19 protein-coding genes are annotated in these 19,120 nt (G+C 72.0%); 5 read left to right on the top strand and 14 right to left on the bottom strand.

From position 1 onward, the window contains the following. Positions 1–4 precede the first annotated feature (4 nt). The 3 genes from ACIBQ1_RS46610 to ACIBQ1_RS46600 form a co-directional block, all read right to left on the bottom strand. Complete coding sequence (locus ACIBQ1_RS46610) at positions 5–823, bottom strand: hypothetical protein (protein ID WP_397287727.1); 819 nt, start codon at positions 821–823, stop codon at positions 5–7. Positions 824–933: 110 nt separating this feature from the next. Continuing rightward, positions 934–3,006 carry an alpha-galactosidase gene (locus ACIBQ1_RS46605; RefSeq protein WP_397287725.1) on the bottom strand — a complete coding sequence of 691 codons (2,073 nt, stop codon included), beginning with the start codon at positions 3,004–3,006 and terminating at the stop codon, positions 934–936. Between the two features lie 191 nt (positions 3,007–3,197). Next, positions 3,198–3,899 carry a hypothetical protein gene (locus ACIBQ1_RS46600; RefSeq protein ID WP_397287723.1) on the bottom strand — a complete coding sequence of 234 codons (702 nt, stop codon included), beginning with the start codon at positions 3,897–3,899 and terminating at the stop codon, positions 3,198–3,200. 193 nt (positions 3,900–4,092) lie between these two features. On the opposite strand from ACIBQ1_RS46600, the gene ACIBQ1_RS46595 reads away from it, so the two are divergent. The 3 genes from ACIBQ1_RS46595 to ACIBQ1_RS46585 all read left to right on the top strand — a co-directional run bounded on the left by ACIBQ1_RS46595 (position 4,093) and on the right by ACIBQ1_RS46585 (position 6,662). After that, complete coding sequence (locus ACIBQ1_RS46595) at positions 4,093–4,677, top strand: TetR/AcrR family transcriptional regulator (RefSeq protein ID WP_397287721.1); 585 nt, start codon at positions 4,093–4,095, stop codon at positions 4,675–4,677. Between the two features lie 215 nt (positions 4,678–4,892). Continuing rightward, entirely contained in the window at positions 4,893–5,216 is a 324-nt protein-coding gene (locus tag ACIBQ1_RS46590) for an STAS domain-containing protein (RefSeq protein WP_397287719.1), read from the top strand. Positions 5,217–5,243: 27 nt separating this feature from the next. Beyond that, positions 5,244–6,662: an RNB domain-containing ribonuclease gene (locus tag ACIBQ1_RS46585; RefSeq protein WP_397287717.1), complete on the top strand. Its 1,419-nt coding sequence runs from the start codon at positions 5,244–5,246 to the stop codon at positions 6,660–6,662. 61 nt (positions 6,663–6,723) lie between these two features. On the opposite strand, the gene ACIBQ1_RS46580 is transcribed toward ACIBQ1_RS46585, so the two are convergent. The 3 genes from ACIBQ1_RS46580 to ACIBQ1_RS46570 form a co-directional block, all read right to left on the bottom strand. Further along, on the bottom strand, positions 6,724–6,894 hold the full coding sequence (locus tag ACIBQ1_RS46580; protein ID WP_397287715.1) for a hypothetical protein: 171 nt from the start codon (positions 6,892–6,894) through the stop codon (positions 6,724–6,726). Positions 6,895–7,091: 197 nt separating this feature from the next. Continuing rightward, positions 7,092–7,661, bottom strand: a complete 570-nt coding sequence (locus ACIBQ1_RS46575; protein WP_397287713.1) for a TetR/AcrR family transcriptional regulator — start codon at positions 7,659–7,661, stop codon at positions 7,092–7,094. A gap of 197 nt (positions 7,662–7,858) precedes the next feature. Beyond that, positions 7,859–9,562 carry an ABC transporter ATP-binding protein gene (locus ACIBQ1_RS46570; RefSeq protein WP_397287711.1) on the bottom strand — a complete coding sequence of 568 codons (1,704 nt, stop codon included), beginning with the start codon at positions 9,560–9,562 and terminating at the stop codon, positions 7,859–7,861. A 519-nt stretch (positions 9,563–10,081) separates the two neighbouring features. Between ACIBQ1_RS46570 and ACIBQ1_RS46565 the strand changes: the two genes are divergently transcribed. Further along, a complete protein-coding gene (locus ACIBQ1_RS46565) occupies positions 10,082–10,267 on the top strand; it encodes a hypothetical protein (protein WP_397287709.1) in 186 nt (61 codons plus the stop codon). A 49-nt stretch (positions 10,268–10,316) separates the two neighbouring features. Here the strand turns inward: ACIBQ1_RS46565 and ACIBQ1_RS46560 are convergent, their stop codons facing one another. From ACIBQ1_RS46560 to ACIBQ1_RS46530, 7 genes are all read right to left on the bottom strand, one after another. Then, positions 10,317–13,040 (bottom strand): DEAD/DEAH box helicase, encoded by a 2,724-nt coding sequence (locus ACIBQ1_RS46560; protein WP_397287707.1) that lies wholly within the window; start codon positions 13,038–13,040, stop codon positions 10,317–10,319. 118 nt (positions 13,041–13,158) lie between these two features. Then, positions 13,159–14,061, bottom strand: a complete 903-nt coding sequence (locus ACIBQ1_RS46555) for a diacylglycerol/lipid kinase family protein (RefSeq protein ID WP_397287705.1) — start codon at positions 14,059–14,061, stop codon at positions 13,159–13,161. 16 nt (positions 14,062–14,077) lie between these two features. Next, entirely contained in the window at positions 14,078–14,977 is a 900-nt protein-coding gene (gene tatC / locus ACIBQ1_RS46550) for a twin-arginine translocase subunit TatC (protein ID WP_397287703.1), read from the bottom strand. A gap of 31 nt (positions 14,978–15,008) precedes the next feature. After that, complete coding sequence (tatA, locus tag ACIBQ1_RS46545; protein ID WP_397287701.1) at positions 15,009–15,347, bottom strand: Sec-independent protein translocase subunit TatA; 339 nt, start codon at positions 15,345–15,347, stop codon at positions 15,009–15,011. A gap of 29 nt (positions 15,348–15,376) precedes the next feature. Further along, on the bottom strand, positions 15,377–15,577 hold the full coding sequence (locus tag ACIBQ1_RS46540; protein ID WP_397287699.1) for a hypothetical protein: 201 nt from the start codon (positions 15,575–15,577) through the stop codon (positions 15,377–15,379). Continuing rightward, positions 15,574–16,539: a YafY family protein gene (locus ACIBQ1_RS46535; RefSeq protein ID WP_192785549.1), complete on the bottom strand. Its 966-nt coding sequence runs from the start codon at positions 16,537–16,539 to the stop codon at positions 15,574–15,576. The genes ACIBQ1_RS46540 and ACIBQ1_RS46535 overlap by 4 nt, the downstream gene beginning before the upstream one ends. Before the next feature lie 58 nt (positions 16,540–16,597). After that, entirely contained in the window at positions 16,598–17,572 is a 975-nt protein-coding gene (locus ACIBQ1_RS46530; protein WP_397287697.1) for a helix-turn-helix transcriptional regulator, read from the bottom strand. Positions 17,573–17,610: 38 nt separating this feature from the next. Here ACIBQ1_RS46530 and ACIBQ1_RS46525 point away from each other — a divergent pair, with 38 nt between their 5' ends. Further along, on the top strand, positions 17,611–18,678 hold the full coding sequence (locus ACIBQ1_RS46525; RefSeq protein WP_397287695.1) for a DUF3866 family protein: 1,068 nt from the start codon (positions 17,611–17,613) through the stop codon (positions 18,676–18,678). Here the strand turns inward: ACIBQ1_RS46525 and ACIBQ1_RS46520 are convergent. Beyond that, positions 18,624–19,103: a DUF3291 domain-containing protein gene (locus ACIBQ1_RS46520; protein WP_397287693.1), complete on the bottom strand. Its 480-nt coding sequence runs from the start codon at positions 19,101–19,103 to the stop codon at positions 18,624–18,626. The two genes, ACIBQ1_RS46525 and ACIBQ1_RS46520, sit on opposite strands and share 55 nt — an antisense overlap. Positions 19,104–19,120 lie beyond the last annotated feature (17 nt).

Genomic DNA, 19,120 nt, shown 5'->3' with positions numbered 1-19,120 from the left:
GGGGTCAGCCGGAGGCGGTGTAGCGGGCCTGGCGGGCGGCGGCGGTGAGGGCAGCCGCCCTGGCCGCCTCCGTCGGCGTGAACGGCAGCTCGGGGCGCCGGATCAGCAGGGCCCGGTCCGGATTCACGGAGATCACCATCGTGGTGTTGAGCTCGGCGCCCTCGTCCACGGTGTCACCCGGCCGCCGCCACTCCACCTGCGAGACCCGCAGCAGCTCCCCCATCGCCTCGGGCAGCCGATCGGGGTCCGCGCTCACCCGCTGCGCCAGCACGAGGGCCTGCACACCGGGATCGGTGAGGTCCTTCACCTGCGCGGGCACGATCACGACGTCGTGCCCGCCCGCCTCGGTCAGCGCCCCGGCCAGCGCCTCCAGCGCCAGCCCGGGCGGCGCCTCGATGACGAACTCGTCCAGCGCGTCACACCCCGCGGGCGTGATCGCGCTGCTGCCGGTCGGCGCGATGTGCAGTGCCAGGATGTTGCAGCCCAGCCGCCCGAACGCGCCCGCCACCACGGCGAGCCGCCCCGGCCGCTCCACCACCCGCATGCGGATGCGCCACAGCACCATGGCCGACCCCGCGCCCTCCTCCACGGGAAGCGCGGGGACCTTGCGTGCGGGGCGGCGGCCCATCCGCTTGTGCACCGCCGCCCCGACGATCAACGCCACCCCCAGCCCGACCAGCACGACCGGACCCGGTTCGCGGTGGCCGAGCAGGGTCGCGAGCAAGTGCGCCAGGCCGACCGCGAGGAACAGCGCGGCCAGCTCGACGATCTCCCGCCGCCAGGAACGCCGGTTACCGGTAACCACCTTGGGTGCATCACTCATGCACCCAAGTGTGTTCGGAGCGTGTTTCCTGATCACGAACAGCGCGGTTGCGGCGCCATTAAACCGCCCTAACCGCATGACCCGCCCGTGACCTGCCCATCACAGGGTCCTTAAACCCGCTCGACCTCGAAGACCAGCGCCGACTCGGCCCGCAGCACGGGGGCGGGCAGACCCAGCTCGCCCAGGACCGCGCCGGTCAGCCGCACCGGGCCGGAGGTCCACTCCGGCAGCCCGGCCGCGCGGGGCTTGGGGCCCGCCACCCGCACCTCGTACGTCGCCGCGGGGTCGAGCCCGGGCAGCCGCAGCGGCGCGGGCCCGATGGGGACCCTGGAGGTGAGCTGGACGAACGCGAACACCCCGCGCTCCGGCAGCACCACCCCGTGCAGCAGCGCCGACGGGTCCGGGTGGTCGGCGCGCACCACCCGCCCGGCGTGCAGCGCCGGCCGCAGCCGCTTGTGCAGGGCGATCCACTCGGCCAGCTCGTCCAGCTCGGCCTGGCTCGCCGAGGTCAGGTCCCACTCCACGCCCATGTGCCCGAACAGCGCGGTCGCGGCCCGGAAGGCCAGCGGCAGCGACCGGCCCGTGCTGTGGTCCTGCGGGGCGCCGACGTGGCTGCCCATCCGCTCCGGCGGCACGAGCAGCCCGGTCCAGCGCTGGATCGCCTGCCGGTCGAGCGCGTCGTTGCAGTCGGACGTCCACACCCGGTCGGTGCGGGCCAGGACGCCGTAGTCGATGCGGGCGCCGCCCGACGAGCACGACTCGATCTCCAGCCCGGGGTGGCGGGCGCGCAGCTCGTCCAGCAGCCGGTACGCGGCCAGCGTCTGCGCGTGCACCCCGGGGACCCCGTCGTGCACCGGCTCGGCGATGTCGCGGTTGTGGTCCCACTTGATGTAGTCGAGGGCGTACTCGCCGACCAGGTTGTCCAGCCGCTCCAGCAGGTAGTCGTACGCCTCGGGCCGGGCCAGGTCGAGCACCTGCTGGTTGCGCTGCGGCGGCGGCATGCGCCCGGCCTGGCCGAGGACCCAGTCGGGGTGCGCGCGCAGCAGGTCGGAGTCCGGGTTGACCATCTCCGGCTCGAACCACAGCCCGAACTGCATGCCGAGCTTGCGCACGTGCTCGGCCAGGGGGTGCAGGCCCTGCGGCCAGACGCCCTCGTCGACGTACCAGTCGCCGAGCCCGGCCCGGTCGTGGCGGCGGTGGCGGAACCAGCCGTCGTCGAGCACGAACCGTTCGATCCCGGCCGCCGCTGCCTTGCCGGCCAGCTCCAGCAGCCGGTCGAGGCCGTGGTCGAAGTAGGTGGCCTCCCAGTTGTTCAGCGTGACCGGGCGGACCCCCAGGGGGTGGGCGGCGCGCAGGTGGTCGTGCAGCCGGGCGCTCGCCTCGTCCAGCCCGTCGCGCGACCAGGTGAAGTACACCAGCGGCGTGCGGTAGCTCGCCCCCTCGGCCAGCACGATCTCGCCGGGCTCCAGCAGCTCGCCCGCCGCCAGCAGCGCCGGGCCCTCCGCCAGCCGCTCGGCGTGGTGGAGGTGGTTGCCGCTCCAGCCCGCGTGCACCGCCCACACCTCGCCGCCCCTGAACCCGAACCCCGCGGTCCCGGCCACCAGCAGCCCCGTGCCGTCGTGCCCGGTCCGGCCGCGCCGGTTCTCCCGCGACCACACGCCCTGCCCGAACGCGGTGCGCTGCGGCACCTTCTCCAGCGCCCACCGCCCGGTGAAGTCCAGCAGCTCGCCGGCGCGCGCCGGCACCGGCAGCGCGCAGGTCAGCCCGCCCAGCCGGTACGGGTCGGCGGCGGTGTTCGTGAGCGTGTGCCGCATCGTCACCAGGCCGCCGGCGTCCATGGCCAGCTCGGTGACCAGCGCCAGGCCCGCGCGGGCGTCGGAGGCGGCCACGGTGACCGTGCCGCCCTGCCCGGGCGTCGCGTCCGCGTCGAGCCGGTCCAGCGTCCAGCGCACCGGCCAGTGTTCGCCGTCCCGGCCGCCCGACAGGCCCGGCCGGCCGTACCAGCTGTCTCCCTGGGCGGGCAGCAGCGGCGGCGCGGGGGTGAGGGAGGCCAGCGCGGGCGTCAGGTCGGCGCCGGTCGCGGGCCCGAGGTCGGCGCCGAAGTGGCGCACGCGCGGCAGGCCGGGGCCCGAGGCGTCGAGCACCAGGGCGGCCCCCGCGGCGGAAAGGATGAGGGGTGACAAGTCAGGCTCCTCGTTCAGCTCGGCGTTACGCCGCGAACCTACCGGACCAGGACACTTACCTCGATCATGGGGCGGCTCCTCCGGGGCGGGAGCCGGAGGGGCCGCACCGGCGCTGAAGCTTTCGGCACAACCGGGATTTCGCGCTGTGCGCACTCATGCCGACGCGGGCGGCGACTTCGCGCAGCGGGCGATCAGGCGGGCTCGGGCGTGCCGCCGAGCACGACGCGCAGGTCCCCCTGCGTGGGCGGCTTCGTCCAGGTGAGCCCCGGCCCGCCGGCGGCGATCAGGCGCGGCATGACCTCGCGCAGCAGCTCCCCGGCCGTGGCCTCGGGCTGCTTCTCCCGGGCCTCCCGGTACAGCTCCAGCACCCTGGCCAGGTCGAGCATCATCGTGTTGGCCTCACGCACGGTGATCTGCAACGCTCCAACGGCAGGGTCGGCCGACCACGCGCACTCGCCGGACACGGCCTCGCGCACCGCCTCGGCGAAGCGGGCCCGGTCCATGCCGTCCACCTCGCCGTCCAGCCAGTCCTCGCGCAGGTGCACCACGCCGGGCCGCTCCACGGCCGCCAGCTGCGCGATCAGGGCGACGACCGTGCCCTGCGGATCGTGCAGCGCGGCGTTCCCCCTGGCCGCGAAGGCGTCGGCGAGCAGGTACAGCGAGATCAGCCGGGGCGGCTCGTACGTCGTGAGCACCCCCCGCGTGCCGCTCACCCGCAGCGGGTAGGCCCGCAGGCCCTCCATGAACGCGGGCTCGGCCTCGATCCCGAGGTCCGTGTCCGCCTCGACCCTGTTGCCGGCGTCACCGGCGGCCCGGCCGGCCGGGTCACGGCGGAACCACCAGACCACCGCCCCCACGACAACGGCGGCCAGCGCCACGACTGCGATCCACACGATGTTGTTTGCTTTCCCTCGTTGCATGCTTACCGCTCGTCGAATGCTTGCCGCTCGTTGCATGCATGCCGCTCGTACCTGACAGCGGTAGCAGCGTAGTGCGCTCCGACCGGATGAATGCACAAATTTCTGCAAATACGGTCAGCTGACCCGCGGGATCGTGTATATCCGGGCGGCTGACAGAATTGGAAAGGTGACAGACGGCATCCTGACACCGGACCAGATCCTCGCGGCGGCCGAGGACGTCCTGCGCCGCTACGGTCCGGCCAAGGCCACGGTCGTCGACGTCGCGCGGGCGCTCGGCGTCAGCCACGGCAGCGTCTACCGGCACTTCCCCACCAAGACGGCCCTGCGCGAGGCCGTGACCCAGCGCTGGCTCGACGAGTCGCACGCCGAGCTGGCCACCGTGCCGGCCTCCGACACCCCGGCCGGCGTGCGGCTGCGCCAATGGCTGGGCGCGCTGTTCCACTCCAAGCGCAGGCGGGCGCTCGACGACCCCGAGCTGTTCGCCACGTACGTGAAGCTCGTGAGCGAGTCCAGCCAGGTCGTCGACCGGCACATCGCCGACCTGGTCGGCCAGATCAGGCAGATCGTGGACGCCGGGCTCGCGCGGGGCGAGTTCGCCGCCCCCGACCCCGCCGCCGCGGCCCGGGCCGTCTTCCATGCCGCGACCCGCTTCCACAACCCGGCGCACGCAGCCGAATGGAGCCGGCCGGGCATCGAGGACGACTTCACCGCCCTGTGCGATCTCATCCTGCTCGGGCTCGAACCCCGCTGATGGTGTGATGTTCTTACATCTGGTAACGGGAATTGTTTCTCCGGGGATTAGTCCTCTCCACCCGCATCAACGGTCAGTCCTGAACAGACATGTACACTCGGTTCCGAACACTGTCGCTCTCAGTGACGCCATCATGGCAGCAGGTGCCCAACGCAAGGGCTGGCCCGCGCAATCGGCAGGAGGTTCCCGGCCCTGACAGAGCGCGGAGCCGATTCATGGAGCCACTACACCTGACCACCGTCCGCCGCAACGGCACCCTGACCGTCAGCGTGTCGGGCGAACTCGACATCGCCACCACCGAACTTCTCCGCGACCACCTGCTCGACCTGTTGCGGGAGGCGGACAGCGCCCCGCACAAGCAGGTCGCGCTGGTCATCGAGGTGAGCCGGCTGACCTTCATCGACGCCGCCGGGCTCGGCATCCTCGTCTTCGCCCACAACGCCGCCCAGCGCCAGCAGACCCCGCTGCGCCTCACGGGCGTCCCGCCGTCCATGCGGCGGCTGCTGCGCATCACCGGCCTGGAGGGGCGCCTCACCTGAACGCCCGCCACCTGTAAGTTGTCAGACGTGATTCAGGTTCCCGATCAGATACCCCTGAAGCTGGAGGACGGGTTCGAACGCGTCAGGCGGGAGCTCGACCTGCCGGACGACTTCCCCCGCGCCGTGCTCGACGAGGCCGCGTGGGTGGCGCGGGTGCCGCGGCTCGACGCCGCGGACATGTCCGACGTTCCGTTCGTCACCATCGACCCGCCCGGCTCGATGGACCTCGACCAGGCCGTGCACCTCGAACGGCTGCGCGCCGGCTACCGCGTCTGGTACGCGATCGCCGACGTCGGCGCGTTCGTCCGGCCGGGCGGCCCGATCGACGCCGAGGCCCGCACCAGGGGCGAGACCGTCTACCTGCCCGCGGGCAAGGTGCCGCTGCACCCCAAGGTCCTGTCGGAGGACGCGGCCAGCCTGCTGCCCGGCGCGCTGCGGCCGGCCGCGGTCTGGCGCATCGACCTCGACGCCGACGGCCGCACGGTCGGCGCCGACGTGCAGCGCGCGCTCGTCCGCAGCCGCGAACGCCTCGACTACGCCTATGTGCAGGCGGCCGTCGACACCGGCACCGCCGACGGCGTCCTGGGGCTGCTGGCCGAGATCGGCCGCCTGCGACTGGCCCTCGAACGCGAGCGCGGCGGCGTCACCCTGCCCACCCCCGAGCAGGAGGTGGTCCCGGACGGCGACGGCGCCTACCGGCTGGAGTTCCGGCTGCCGCTGCCCGCCGAGGCGTGGAACGCGCAGATCTCCCTGCTGACCGGCATGGCCGCGGCCTCGATGATGCTCGACGCCGAGATCGGCATCCTGCGCGTGCTGCCCCGGCCGCACGCCGACGACCTGGCGAAGGTCCGCCGGGTGGCCCAGGCGCTGGAGGTCCCCTGGCCCGGCGGGGCCGCCTACGGCGCCGTGGTGCACGACCTGGATCCCAAGAACCCGCAGCAGGCGGCGTTCCTGCACGAGTCCAAGGTGCTGCTGCGCGGCGCGGGCTACGTGGCCTTCGACGGCGCACCGCCCAAGCTGGCCGAGCACGCGGCGGTGGCGGCGCCGTACGCGCACGTCACGGCGCCGCTGCGGCGCCTGGTCGACCGCTACGCGACCGAGGTGTGCCTGGCGGTCGCGGCGGGCGAGCCGGTGCCCTCCGACATCCGCGCGGGCCTGGCGGCCCTGCCCGCCGTCATGGCCTCGACCGGGCGGCGCGCCGGGGCCGTGGAGCGGGCGTGCGTGGACCTGGTGGAGGCGTTCCTGCTGCGCGAGCGGATCGGGCAGGCGTTCCAGGCCATGGTGATCGACGTGGACGAGCGCCGCGGGGGCGGGCAGGTGCAGCTCGTCGACCCGGCCGTGATCGCCCGCTGCGACGGCGCTCTCCCCCTCGGGGAGCAGGTCACCGTACGCCTGACGCAGGCGGACCCGGCGACCCGCGAGGTCCGCTTCACCCTCGCCACGTGACGGCCCGGCGCGCGCGGAGGAGCCGCGCGCGGGATGCTCCGCGCGCGGCCCCTCACTGGCGTCACTTCTTGAGCGGGCTCCACCCCGCGCCCACACCCATGAGGTGGAGCGCGACGCAGAGCAGCCCGGCGGTGCCGAGCGTGGCGACCGTGACCACGCTGCCGACCGCGAGGCCGGCGATCTCGAAGACGAGGGCGATCACGAACAGCAGAGCGGCGACGAGGGCGAACATAGGTGGCTACCTCCGAACGGGGCCGGCCGGACGCCGCGCATCCGAGGGGACGGGCCTCGACGAGTGCGTCCGAGGATGTCTCTGACATGGGGATTTCCAGGACCATCGGCCGAAAAACTGCCCCGAAGGTGACGTTCCGTGAACGAACGACGACACCACTTTGACCGGCCGGTCAGTCTCCCCCGCGCGTCGCTGCCTCAGGCCCCTTTCGCCCGCATCCCGTCGCAGATCACGTCCGCCATCCGTACCCTCGCCGCCCTGGCCCGCGCCCTGCGCTCGGCCGCCAGGCACCCCCGCAGCAGATCCAGCACGTCCTCCCCCGCCAGATCCCTGCGCGCCGCCCCGGCCCGCTGGGCCCGGTCCAGTAATCGGGCGACGGCCCTGCCGAGATCGTCCTGCAACGACGCCCTCATCCCGGCCCCGCTGTCGAGCATGTCGCACAGCGCCTGGTTCTCCGACGCCTGCTCGACCACCCTGGCGAACCAGCCGAAGAACGCCTTCCCGGGATCCTCCGCCGTGGCCAGCGCGCGGGCGTCGACCACGAACCGCTCGATCCGCCCCAGCAGCACCGCCTCGAACAGCGCCTCCTTGGTCGGGAAGTGCCGGTAGACGGTGCCCACCCCGAACCCGGCCCGCCGCGCGATCTCGTCGAAGGAGATCGTCAGGCCGTCGCTGGCCAGCGCCTCCTGGGCGATCTGCAGCACCCGCTCCCGGTTCCGCCGGGCGTCGACCCGCAACGGCCTCGCCGAGCTGTGGTCGTCGCCCATGAACGAACCTGCCTTCAACAACCGGAGGGATCTCTCCGATTCTATCGACCGCCCCTCCCCACCCGCACCCCTCCACCCGATCACGACGCCCCGCCACACCCCCTCGCACCGACGCGGGCGCGAGTTCGAAGGCCGGGCGCGCGGAGCCCGAAAACCGGAACACCCGCCCCGGAAGGGCGGGTGTTCCGGGGGGCCGGTCAGGGAGGTGTGATGCGGTGGTCAGTCAGGGACGGCCGGTTCCGGGTGAGCGGGCGCGGGTAGGCGCGGGCGAAGCGCTTCAGGCGGATGCGTTCCTCCCTGCGCACCGGCGACAGCTCCACGATGCGCGCCCCCTCCGGCACGAACCGCAGGTCGTGCGTGATGAGGAGTGTCGTCCGCCCGGCCATGAGCCGTAGCAGCGGCTTCATGACCTGCGCGGCCGTGGCCTCGTCCAGCCCCGTCATGGGCTCGTCGAGGACCAGCACCGGCGCGTCCCGCAGGATGGCCCTGGCGATGGCGATCCGCTGCCGCTGCCCGCCGGACAGGAGCCGCCCCCGCTGCCCCACCGGCGTGTCGTAGCCCTGCGGCAGCAGTTCGGCGAAGTCGTGCACCCCCGCGGCCTCCGCCGCCCTGACGATCTCCTCCAGCGAGGCGTCGGGGCGGCCGTAGCCGATGTTGTCGCGTACGGACCCCGAGAACAGCAGCGTCTCCTGGTGCAGGATCGTGATGTTCTCGCGCAGCGACAGCCGGGTCAGGCGCCGGATGTCGGTCCCGTCCAGCAGGATGCGGCCCGCTTCCGGGTCGTAGAACCGCAGCATCAGCTTGGCCAGCGTGGACTTGCCGACGCCGCTGGGCCCGGTCAGGACGACGACCTTGCCGGGCGAGGCGGTGAACGTCACGTCCTGCAGCACCTGCCGCCCCCGCCTCGGGTACGTGAACCCGACCCGGTCGAACTCGACCAGGCCCCGGCTCCTCCCGGCGGGCACGGCGTCCTGCGCGTCGTTGACGGCCGGCCTGACCCGCAGGAGCTCGATGACCCGGTCGGACCCGGCCGCCGCCTCCGACACCGTCAGCGCCAGCTCTCCCAGCGCCTGGACCGCCGGATACAGCAGTGCCAGGTACGCGGCGAAGGCCAGCAGGCCGCCCAGGGTCAACCGGCCCGCGGCGATCTCCCACGCGCCGACCCCCAGGACGACGATCAGGCAGACGGTCTCGATGACCTGGACGGTGGGCCCGTACAGGCCGGACAGCCAGGCCTGCGCCATGTTGGCGCGCAGCCACATGCCGCCCTCCCGGTGCAGGCGGCCCGACTCGGCCCCCTGCCGGTTGTAGGCCTGCACGAGCGGCTGGTTGGCCAGCCCTTCCTCCAGGACGCTGTTCATGGCGCCGTTGCTGAAGCGCTCCCGGGCGGCGGCCGTCCTGAACCTGCCGGCGAACACTTTGGACACCACCAGGAACAGCGGGATCAGCGCCATCGTGACGAGGGCGAGGTCCCAGCGGATGAAGAAGGCCGCCCCGGCGAAGAACACCACGCTGGCGGCCGTGGTGAGCGCCTTGACCACCCCGGACCCCACGAGTTCCTCGATGGCCTCGATGTCGTCGGTCAGCCGTGCCATCAGGTCGCCGAGGCGCCGGTTCTCCGAGAAGTCCGGCGCGAGCGTCTGCAGGTGCTCGTAGACGCGGTCGCGCAGGGCCAGCAGGAACCGTTCCGCGCCCAGCGCGGTGACGTACGTCGCCGCGAAGGACGTCACCCCGGCGACCGCGGCGAGCCCGAGCCAGGCGAAGGCCGGAACCCAGAACTCGTTCAGGCGCCGGGTGGTCAGCACCTCGTCGGTGATGTGGCCGAACAGGCGGATCGCGGCGACCTCGCACAGCGCGGCCACGACGGCGAACACGACGCCGGCCGCGAATAGGCGGCGCAACCCGCGGGTGTCCGGCCAGAACTCGCGAAAGGTGCGGCGAATGGAAATCGCCGGAGCGAGTTCGCGGCCGGAGACAGTCAATGAGAGCCGGCGGCCAGGCCACCGGCTCTCAGGGGAGCGGTTTACCACCCCCACCACCAGCGGCGTGAGCGGCAGCGCCACCCACAGCGCCAGCGCCTACGGCGGCGGCGGCGGCGGCAGCAACCCTGCTGGAAGTCGATCCTGGTGAGCTGAGTGCTGGCCATGATTCCTCCCCCGTTTGCTGACTTGCACAAATCGCACGTTAGCACCCGAAATGGGACAAAGCACGAGAAATCGCCTATTTAAAAGGAACTTGACCAGCAAAACCGGCCGACAAAGGCCGTTGCCCGCGCCCGTTAAATCGAGCGTAAATAAACAGAGGCACTGATTCGGGTAACGGGAATGCCAAACGATGCCGCCCGGCACCGGTTCCAAGGTGTAGGCGACCCGATACTTTGGTCCGATGGATCGGACGTCTGCGGCCAGGATCATGGACTCATGGCATTCACCGGCGTCATCCTCATGATCCAGGGTTTCGGCAGCCTCATCGCCAACCACTTCTTCGGAGGCAACTTCGGCCTGCTGCACCTGGTGCTCGACGGCACCGCCCTGACCGTCGCCGGGGCCGTGGTGGGCGTCGCGGGCCTGCTCCTGACGATCGGCGCGGTCGCCAAGGACTCCTAGCGCCCCCGAGCCCGCCCTCCGGCGAGGGCGGGCAGGACCTCCGGGAAGGTCAGGTGAGCGAGGAGTAGGCCACCACGCCGCGACGCATCGCGTCGACCGCCTTGCCCGCCGTCTGCTTGATCTTGCTGCCCGGCGGGGCCGCGTTCCCGAGCTGGCCGAGCAGGTCCATCAGCTGCTTGACCCACCGTACGAAGTCACCGGCGGCCAGCTCGTTGCCGTTCACACCGTCCCGGAGCACGGCGTCCAGGCTGTGCCCCTTCGTCCACCGGAACGCCGCCCACGCGAACCCCAGATCGGGCTCCCTGATCGTGGACAGCTCATGGTCGGACTCGATGCCCTCCAGCTCCCCCCACAGCCGGATCATCGACGTCAGCGCCTGCTGCGTCTGCCCGGCGGGCACCTTCGGCCGGCGCGCGTCATCGGGCGCCCGCGACTCGAACACCAGCGCCGACACGCACGCCGCCAGCTCGGCCGGGTCGAGCTCCTCCCACAACCCCTGCCGCAGCGACTCGGCGGTCAGCAGGTCGAGCTCGGTGTAGATGCGGCCCAGCCGGCGGCCCTCGTCGGTGACGGCCTCGCCGTCCAGGTAACCGAGCTGCTCCAGCACCGAGCAGATGCGGTCGAACGTCCGCGAGATGACGTGCGAGCGCCCCTCGACCCGGCGGCGCAGCCCCCCGGTCTCGCGCAGCAGCTTGTGGTAGCGCTCGGCCCAGCGGGCGTGGTCCTCACGCTCGTCGCAGCCGTGGCACGGGTGCCGGCGGATGAGCCGGCGCAGCTCGTTGATCTCGTCGTCCTCCACCGCGTGGTCGCGCGCCCGCACCGGCTTGCCCAGGTCGCGGTCGCCGAGCTTGGCCAGCAGCGTGGAGACCAGGTTGGCGCGCTCCTTGGGCGAGCGGCCGTTGAAGTTCTTCGGGATGCGCAGCTTCTCCAGCGGCTCGACCGGGACGGGGAAGTCCGCCGGGTCGAGCTTCTTGATCTGCTTGCCGATCGTCAGCACCAGCGGGCTCGGCCCCTGACCGCGCGGGTTGCGGCCGGGATCGAGCACGATCGCCAGCCCCGCCCGGCGCCCGCCCGGCACCCGGATGACGTCGCCCGGCTCCAGCGCCTCCAGCGACCGCACGGCGGCCGCACGACGCGCGGCGCCGCGCTGCCTGGCCAGGTCCGCCTCACGATCGGAGAGCCGTCGGCGTAGCTCCGCGTATTCGGGGAAGTCTCCCAGGTGACACGTCATGGCCTCCTGGTAGCCCTCCAGCGCCTCCTCGTGCTTGCGCAGTTGCTTGGCCAGCCCGACGACCGCCCGGTCGGCCTGGAACTGCGCGAACGACTCCTCCAGCAGTGTCCTGGCCCGTTCCCTGCCGAACTGACCGACGAGGTTGACCGCCATGTTGTACGACGGCTGGAAGCTCGAACGCAGCGGGTACGTACGCGTACCGGCCAGACCCGCCACCGACAGCGGATCCATGCCCTGCTGCCACAACACCACCGCGTGGCCCTCGACGTCGATGCCGCGCCGCCCCGCCCGCCCGGTGAGCTGGGTGTACTCGCCCGGCGTGAGGTCGGCGTGGGTCTCGCCGTTCCACTTGTCGAGCTTCTCGATCACCACGCTGCGGGCCGGCATGTTGATGCCCAGGGCGAGCGTCTCCGTCGCGAACACGGCCTTGACCAGCCCGCGCGTGAACAGCTCCTCCACCACCTCCTTGAACGCCGGCAGCATGCCCGCGTGATGGGAGGCCAGCCCGCGCTCCAGGCAGTCACGCCACTCCAGGTAGCCCAGGACGGCCAGGTCCTCGTCCGGCAGATGCGCCGTGCGCTCGTCCACGAGCTGCCGGATCTCGTGCCGCTCGCGGTCGGTGGTCAGCCGGATCCCGGCGTACAGGCACTGCTGGACGGCGGCGGCGCACCCGGCGCGCGAGAAGATGAACGTGATCGCCGGCAGCAGCCCCTCGGCGTCGAGCTTCTCGATCACCTGCACCCGGTCCGGCGGCCGCGAACGCTGCGGCCTGCCGTAGCCGCGCCTGCCCCGCCCCTCCGTCAGCCGCTCGGCGTCGCGCGTCACCCGCATCAGCGTGGGGTTGACGCGCGGGGTCAGGTCGTCGTTCACGAACATGTCGTAAAGGCGGTTGCCGACCATCATGTGCTGCCACAGCGGCACCGGACGGTGCTCGTCCACGATCACCGTGGTGTCGCCGCGCACCTCGCCCATCCACTCGCCGAACTCCTCGGCGTTGCTCACCGTCGCCGACAGCGCCACCAGCCGCACCGACTCCGGCAGGTGGATGATCACCTCTTCCCAGACCGCGCCGCGGAAGCGGTCGGCGAGGTAGTGGACCTCGTCCATGACCACGAACCCGAGCCCCGCCAGGGTCGCCGACCCGGCGTAGAGCATGTTGCGCAGCACCTCGGTGGTCATGACGACGATGGGGGCCTCGCCGTTGACGCTGTTGTCGCCGGTCAGCAGGCCGACCTTGGCGGTGCCGTAGCGCTTGACCAGGTCGTTGTACTTCTGGTTGGACAGAGCCTTGATGGGGGTGGTGTAGAAGCACTTCTGGCCCTGCTCCAAGGCCAGGTGGACGGCGAACTCGCCCACCACCGTCTTGCCGGACCCGGTCGGCGCCGCCACCAGGACACCGTCCCCGGCCTCCAGCGCGCGGCAGGCGTCTAGCTGGAAGTCGTCCAGCTCGAAGTCGTAGAGACCTCGGAACGATCTCAGCGCGCCCCCGTCGTCCCCATGTCTCTGACGGAAGGCAGCGTAGCGTTCCGCTGGCGTTGTCATACCCGTCAGCCTACCGAAATCGCCTTTCCGGTCCGTCCCACCGTACTCCGATCGACCCCTCCGGGGCCGCCGTCCGCTCGGCGCCGAGCTCCGGCCGGGCGCCTTTACAATGTAGATCTCAAATGATGACGCGCAACGCCCCGGGGCGCACCTCGCAGTGGACCGGGGCCGGGCCCACGCGTTCGCCGTCGGCGTAGGCGACAACGTCCGTGTCGCCCGGCATGATCTCCAGCCGCACGCTGCGCACCCGCCGCACCGACACCGCCCGATGCCCCACGTGCGTCCCCCGGTACACCCTCGGGAACACCCGCAGGAACTCGGCCTTGGACACCGCCTCCAGCATCATCACGTCCAGCAGTCCGTCGTCGGGCCGCGCGTCGGGGCACACCCGCATCCCCGCCCCGTACGAGCGCGTGTTGGCCACCGCCACCAGCATGGCCTCGCGTTCGATGACCTCCTCCTCATCGAGGGTCACCCGGAACGGGATCGGCCGGAAGGAGCGCAGCTCCTCCACCGTCGCCACCAGGTACCGCGCCATCCCGGGCGGCCACGTCATCCGGTTGGCCCGCTCGTTGACCCGCGAGTCGAACCCGCAGCACACCACCCCGGCGAACAGCTCGTCCGCCTGCCCGGCCGCCCGGATCCGGGCGACGTCCACGAGGCGCGACTTCATGCGCAGCACGGCGCGGGCCGCCGCCATGGGGTCGCCCAGCGGCACGCCGAGCGCGGAGGCGAAGTCGTTGCCGGTGCCCGCGGGAATGATGCCGAGCGGCACGTCGGTGCCGGCCACGGCCTGCACGGCCAGGTGGACCAGCCCGTCGCCGCCGAAGGCCACGAGCGCGTCGGGGCGCTCGGCCACGGCCGCGCAGGCACGTTCAAGGGCGTCGGTGGCGTCGTCGCCGACGATCACCGACAGCTCGGCCCCTCCGGCGCGCAACCGGCGCGCCACGGGCTCGAGCAGGCGCAGCGTACGTCCGCCGCGGGCGGCGGGGTTGACCAGCAGGGCGAGTTGAGGGGACACGCCCGGAACTTATCGCCTATCGCGTGGAACCGGAATCCTCCCCGGGTCGCTCATCGTCGACCGACGTGACATCGAGCGGGGCGGAGTCCTCCACCAGCGGGGATGCCTCGTCGTCGTCCAGATGGGAGAAGTCCTCGGTGGCGGGCATGCGCTTCTCGCGCATGAACATGAAGAACTCGGCCAGGAAGTACAGCACGACCATGGGCGCGGCCAGCGCCATCATCGTCAGCGGGTCGCCACCGGGCGTGATGATCGCGCCGAAGACGAACATGGCGAAGACCACCCAGCGGCGGTTCTTCTTGACCGTGGCGTGGGAGAGCACGCCGATGATGTTGAGGAACACCAGCAGCAGCGGCAGCTCGAACGAGATGCCGAAGATCACCACCATGATCAGCACGTAGTTGACGTACTCGTCGATCTGGATGATGGCCACGGTGTCGGTCGGCGCGAACCCGAGCAGGATGGCCAGGCTGGTGTCCATGATCACGTACGCCAGCAAGGCGCCGACCACGAACAGCGGGATCGCCAGGCCGAGGAAAGCGATCGAGTAGCGCTTCTCGTTGCGGTAGAGGGCCGGGGTGACGAAGGCCCAGACCTGGTAGAGCCAGACGGGTGAGGACACGACGATGCCCACCATCGCCGAGACCTTCAACGTCAGGAAGAACGACTGGAAGATGCCACCGTAGGTCAGCGTGCACTCGCCGACACGCAACTGCTGGGCCTGCGGGGTCTCGCAGAAGGGCTCCTTGATGAACGCCCAGACCGGATCGAAGAAGATCCACCCGATGATGATGCCCACGACGACGGCGACGGCCGCGATGAGCAACCTGTTACGCAGCTCGCGCAGGTGCTCCATGAGGGGCATGCGGCCCTCGGGGTCGGATGCGGGCTGACTCGACCGTTTGAGCAGCGCCATCTAACAGTCCAGGTGACGAGGAGGGATGGGATCAGACGCGCTTGTCAGACTGGGAGGCGGCGCTGGCACGCAGCCTGGCGGCCTGCTCCTCAAGCTGCCTGGCCTGCTCCTCCGCCGAGAGCGTGGGGGCGGGGGCGGCCTGGATCGGCTGGGGCTGCACCGGCTGGGGCTGCGGCTGAGCCGGGGCCTGCGCCTGGGCCTGGACGGTGTGAGTGTCGTCGTCGTCCTCACGGAGCTTGGCCGTCTCGGACTTGAAGATGCGCAGCGACCTGCCGACGCCGCGGGCCATCTCGGGCAGCTTCTTCGCACCGAACAGCAGGACGAGCACCAGTGCGATGATCAGAAGTTCGGGGACTCCGAGATTCGACATGAAACGCCCTTTTCTAGCGAGTGCCTGTTTCAGCCACGATCGTACGCTGCCCGGGGCGTGGTCTCATCCCCCCGGCTCGTCAATCTGGCCCGCCTCGGCTCCAGCTGGGCCGTCGCCTCGGCGATTTCCCTTTTCAGAGTACGTGCCGCCGCGACGACGCGGGCGCCGGCGACCCCGACCACGACGAGCCCCGCCACGCACAGCCCGCCCGCCACGTAGATCCACGTCATGACTGGTGAGCGTACAGGGCCAGGGCCCGCTCGGCCTCCTGGCGGACGGTCTCGGCCATCTCAGGGGGTGAGACGACCCGGCCGGTGTCGCCCAGGCGCAGCGCCAGCTTGAGTATCCAGTCCTCGTCGCGGGCCCGCAGCGCCACCCGCAGCCGCCCCTCGCCCAGCTCGGTGACCTGCTCGCACGGGTAGTACTCGGCCACCCACCGCCCGGCCGCGCTGAGCTCCAGCTCGACCAGCTCGTCGGTGGGCGAGGGCCGGAAGACGCCCCGGGTGACGTCGATGGGCTCGGCCTCCGCCGGCGGGTCGGCGGGCACGTCGAGCACCTCCACGCCGAGCATCCGGTCGAGCCTGAACAGCCGCATCGCCTCGGCCCGGTAGCACCAGCCCTCCAGGTAGGTGCGGCCGTCGACGACCACGACCCGCGTGGGGTCGACCTCGCGCGGGGTCACCTCGTCGCGCCCGGGCACGTAGTAGCGCAGCGACAGCCGGCGGCCCCTGGTCAGCCCCTCGCGCACGCGCGGCAGCGCGTCGGGGGCGGCGTCCACGTCGACCGCGAGCTGGCTGCTGAGGGTGGCGGCGCCCTCGCCGGCGGCCCGCTCCAGCTTGGCCGTCACGCGGGGCAGCGCGTCGCCGGGCACTTCGGCCAGCTCGGGGGTCGCGGCCAGCATGCGCAGGGCGACCAGCAGCGCGCTGGCCTCGTCGATGCCCAGCCGCAGCGGCCTGGCGATGGTCTCGGCGTTGTCGATGATGATCTCGCCGCCGTCCCAGGAGACGTCGATGAGGTCGCCGGGGGTGTGGCCGGGCAGCCCGCACATCCACACGAGCTGCAGGTCGTCGATGAGCTGCTTCTCGCTCAGCCCGAACACCGCGGCCACCTCGTCGACCTGCGCCCCCGGGTGGGACATCAGGTACGGCACCAGCGCCAGCAGCCGGGGCAGCCGGTCGGCCGACCCGCTCATCGCAGCTCCTCGCCGGGTCCGGCGGTCGATCCTGTGGTCGACCCGGTGGTCACCGCTGTCATGCCATTGCCCCCTTCAGTCGGCGGATGACGGCCTCGCGGGCGTCCGGCGGCTCGACGACCTCCACGTCGGCGCCGAGGCTGGCCATCCAGCCGGCCAGGCGTTCGGGGTCGGTGAAGGGCAGATCGGCCTCGTCCCACCCGCCGTCCCCCGCGCGCACGGCCACGGCGAGCTGCCGCAACCCCTCGCACGCCCCCTGGCGGACGCGGACGACGGCCACCCGCTCGTCGGTCGAGTCGTCCGGGAAGCCGACCATACCCCGCAGGTCGACCCCTTCGGGCACCTCGACCGCGCCGGGCCTGCCCATGACGGTGACCTGCCCGGTGACGCGGCTGAGGCGGAAGACGCGCGGCGCCTGCCGGTCGCGGTCGAACCCGGCCACGTACCAGCGGCCGTTGCGGCTGACCACGCCCCACGGCTCCACGGTGCGGGCGCGCACGCTCTCGCTGCCGGCGCTGCGGTAGTCGAAGCGCACCACGCGCCGGTCGCGCACGGCGTCCCACAGCGCGGGGAAGGCCGGGTCGCGGGTGTCCACCCGCAGCTCCAGCGCGCCCCCGCCCATCACACCGCCCATGGACGCGCCGACGGGCCGGTCGGTGGCCACGCCGCCGGCGCGCAGCTTCAGCAGCGCCCCCGAGGCGGCCTCGGCCAGGCTGGCCCGCTGCCACACCTGGGCGGCCAGGCCGAGCACGGCGGCCTCGTCGGGCTCCAGGGTGATCTCCGGCAGCTCGTACGACTCGCGCTCGATCCGGTAGCCCGGCTCGTCCTCCCAGGGGTCGCGCACCACGTCGATGGGGATGCCGATCTCGCGCAGCTCGTTCTTGTCACGCTCGAACATGCGCTGGAACGCCTCGTCGCCATCGCGGTCGTAGCCGGGGACGGCCTGGCGGATCTGCTCGGCCGACAATGGCCGCCGGGTGGCGAGCAGGCAGATCACCAGATTGAGCAACCGTTCGGTCTTCCGGCGCGACATCTGCCTCACTCCTCCTGCATCGACGCTACCCTGCCCCCGTGATCAGATGGCGCAAGGGCGAGGTTGTACGGATCCGACGCGAGTGGCCGGGAGCGGTGGAGCTGGACGTCGCCGTCCCCGAGGGGGAGTGCCGGGCTCTGGCCTATCCTCCGTTGGTCGGCCGCCCGGAACCCGGTGACGAGGTGCTGCTCAACACGACCGCGCTCGCGATGGGTCTCGGTACGGGAGGTTACGCCATGGTGGTGGCCGTCCCTAACCGTTTGCCGCAAGATCCCGCCGGTCCCGGGCACTTGGTGAAGGCGCGCTACACACCGCTGCAGGCCACGGTGCTGGGCGCCGACGAGCAGGACTCCCCGCATCACGACAGTTTGCGCGAGGCCGATTCCCTGGACGGGATGCCTGTCGTGGTGGCCGACCTGCACTCGGCGCTGGCCCCGATCCTGTGCGGCCTGTACGCCGACCGGCCCGGCACGCGGGTGGCGTACGTGATGCAGGACGGCGGCGCGCTGCCGGTGTGGTTCTCGATGGCGGCGGCCCGCCTGCGGGAGATCGGCTGGCTGGCGGGCGTGGTGACGGTCGGGCAGTCGTTCGGCGGGGACGTGGAGGCGGTGACCGTCCACACCGGGCTGCTGGCGGCCCGGCACGTGCTGGAGGCCGACGCGGCGATCGTCACGCAGGGCCCCGGCAACCTGGGCACGGGCACCAAATGGGGGTTCTCCGGCGTGTCGGCGGGCGAGGCGGTCAACGCGGCGGGCGTGCTGCGCGGCCGCCCGGTGGCGGCCCTGCGGGTCAGCGAGGGCGACCGGCGTGAGCGCCACTACGGGGTCTCGCACCACTCGCTGACCGCCTACGGGCGGGTCGCCCTGACGCCCGCCGACGTGCCGGTGCCGGAGCTGGCCGGGGAGTTCGGCGAGCGGGTCAGGGACCAGTCCGAGCTGCTGGCCGTCCGGCACCGCCTGGTGCCGGTGCCGGTGGACGGCCTGCACGAGGCGCTGCGCGAGTCGCCGGTGCGCCTGTCGACGATGGGCAGGGGCCTGGAGGAGGACCTGGCCTACTTCCTGGCCTCGGCGGCGGCGGGCAGGCTGACGGCCTCGCTGCTGTCGTAGGAGTCCTTGAACGTGAACGCCTCGGGGCCGGGCCCCTCGGCCTTGAGGCGCTCCAGCCGCTCCATGCCCTCCGCCAGCGACGGGATGTGACCCTCGGGGATCCACCACATCACCATGTACGGCTCCGCCATGCGCAGGAACCACTCCCTGCGCCGGCGCAGGACGCCCAGATGGACGCTGCGGTAGACGTAGTCCCACAGCGTGTCCAGCGACTCCCACACCGAGAAGTTGACCAGCAGGTGGTCGCCGTAGCCGTGGATGACGGTGGCGGTGGGGTCCTCCTCGCTCTCCTTCAGCCGCCACACGAACCCGGGGGCCTCGTCGGCGATGGCGTTGACGGGCTCAAGGAGGGCGACGAACTCGGAGAGCTCCTGGCTGTCGATGGGCGCGCGCAGATGGGCGACGTTCAGCTCGGCAAGATGCATGACGCTCAGCACACCAC

Origin of the sequence: Nonomuraea sp. NPDC050153 (genome assembly GCF_044460125.1) — a bacterium.
Lineage (GTDB): Bacteria > Actinomycetota > Actinomycetes > Streptosporangiales > Streptosporangiaceae > Nonomuraea.
This window is presented reverse-complemented; position numbering and strand designations above follow the sequence as displayed.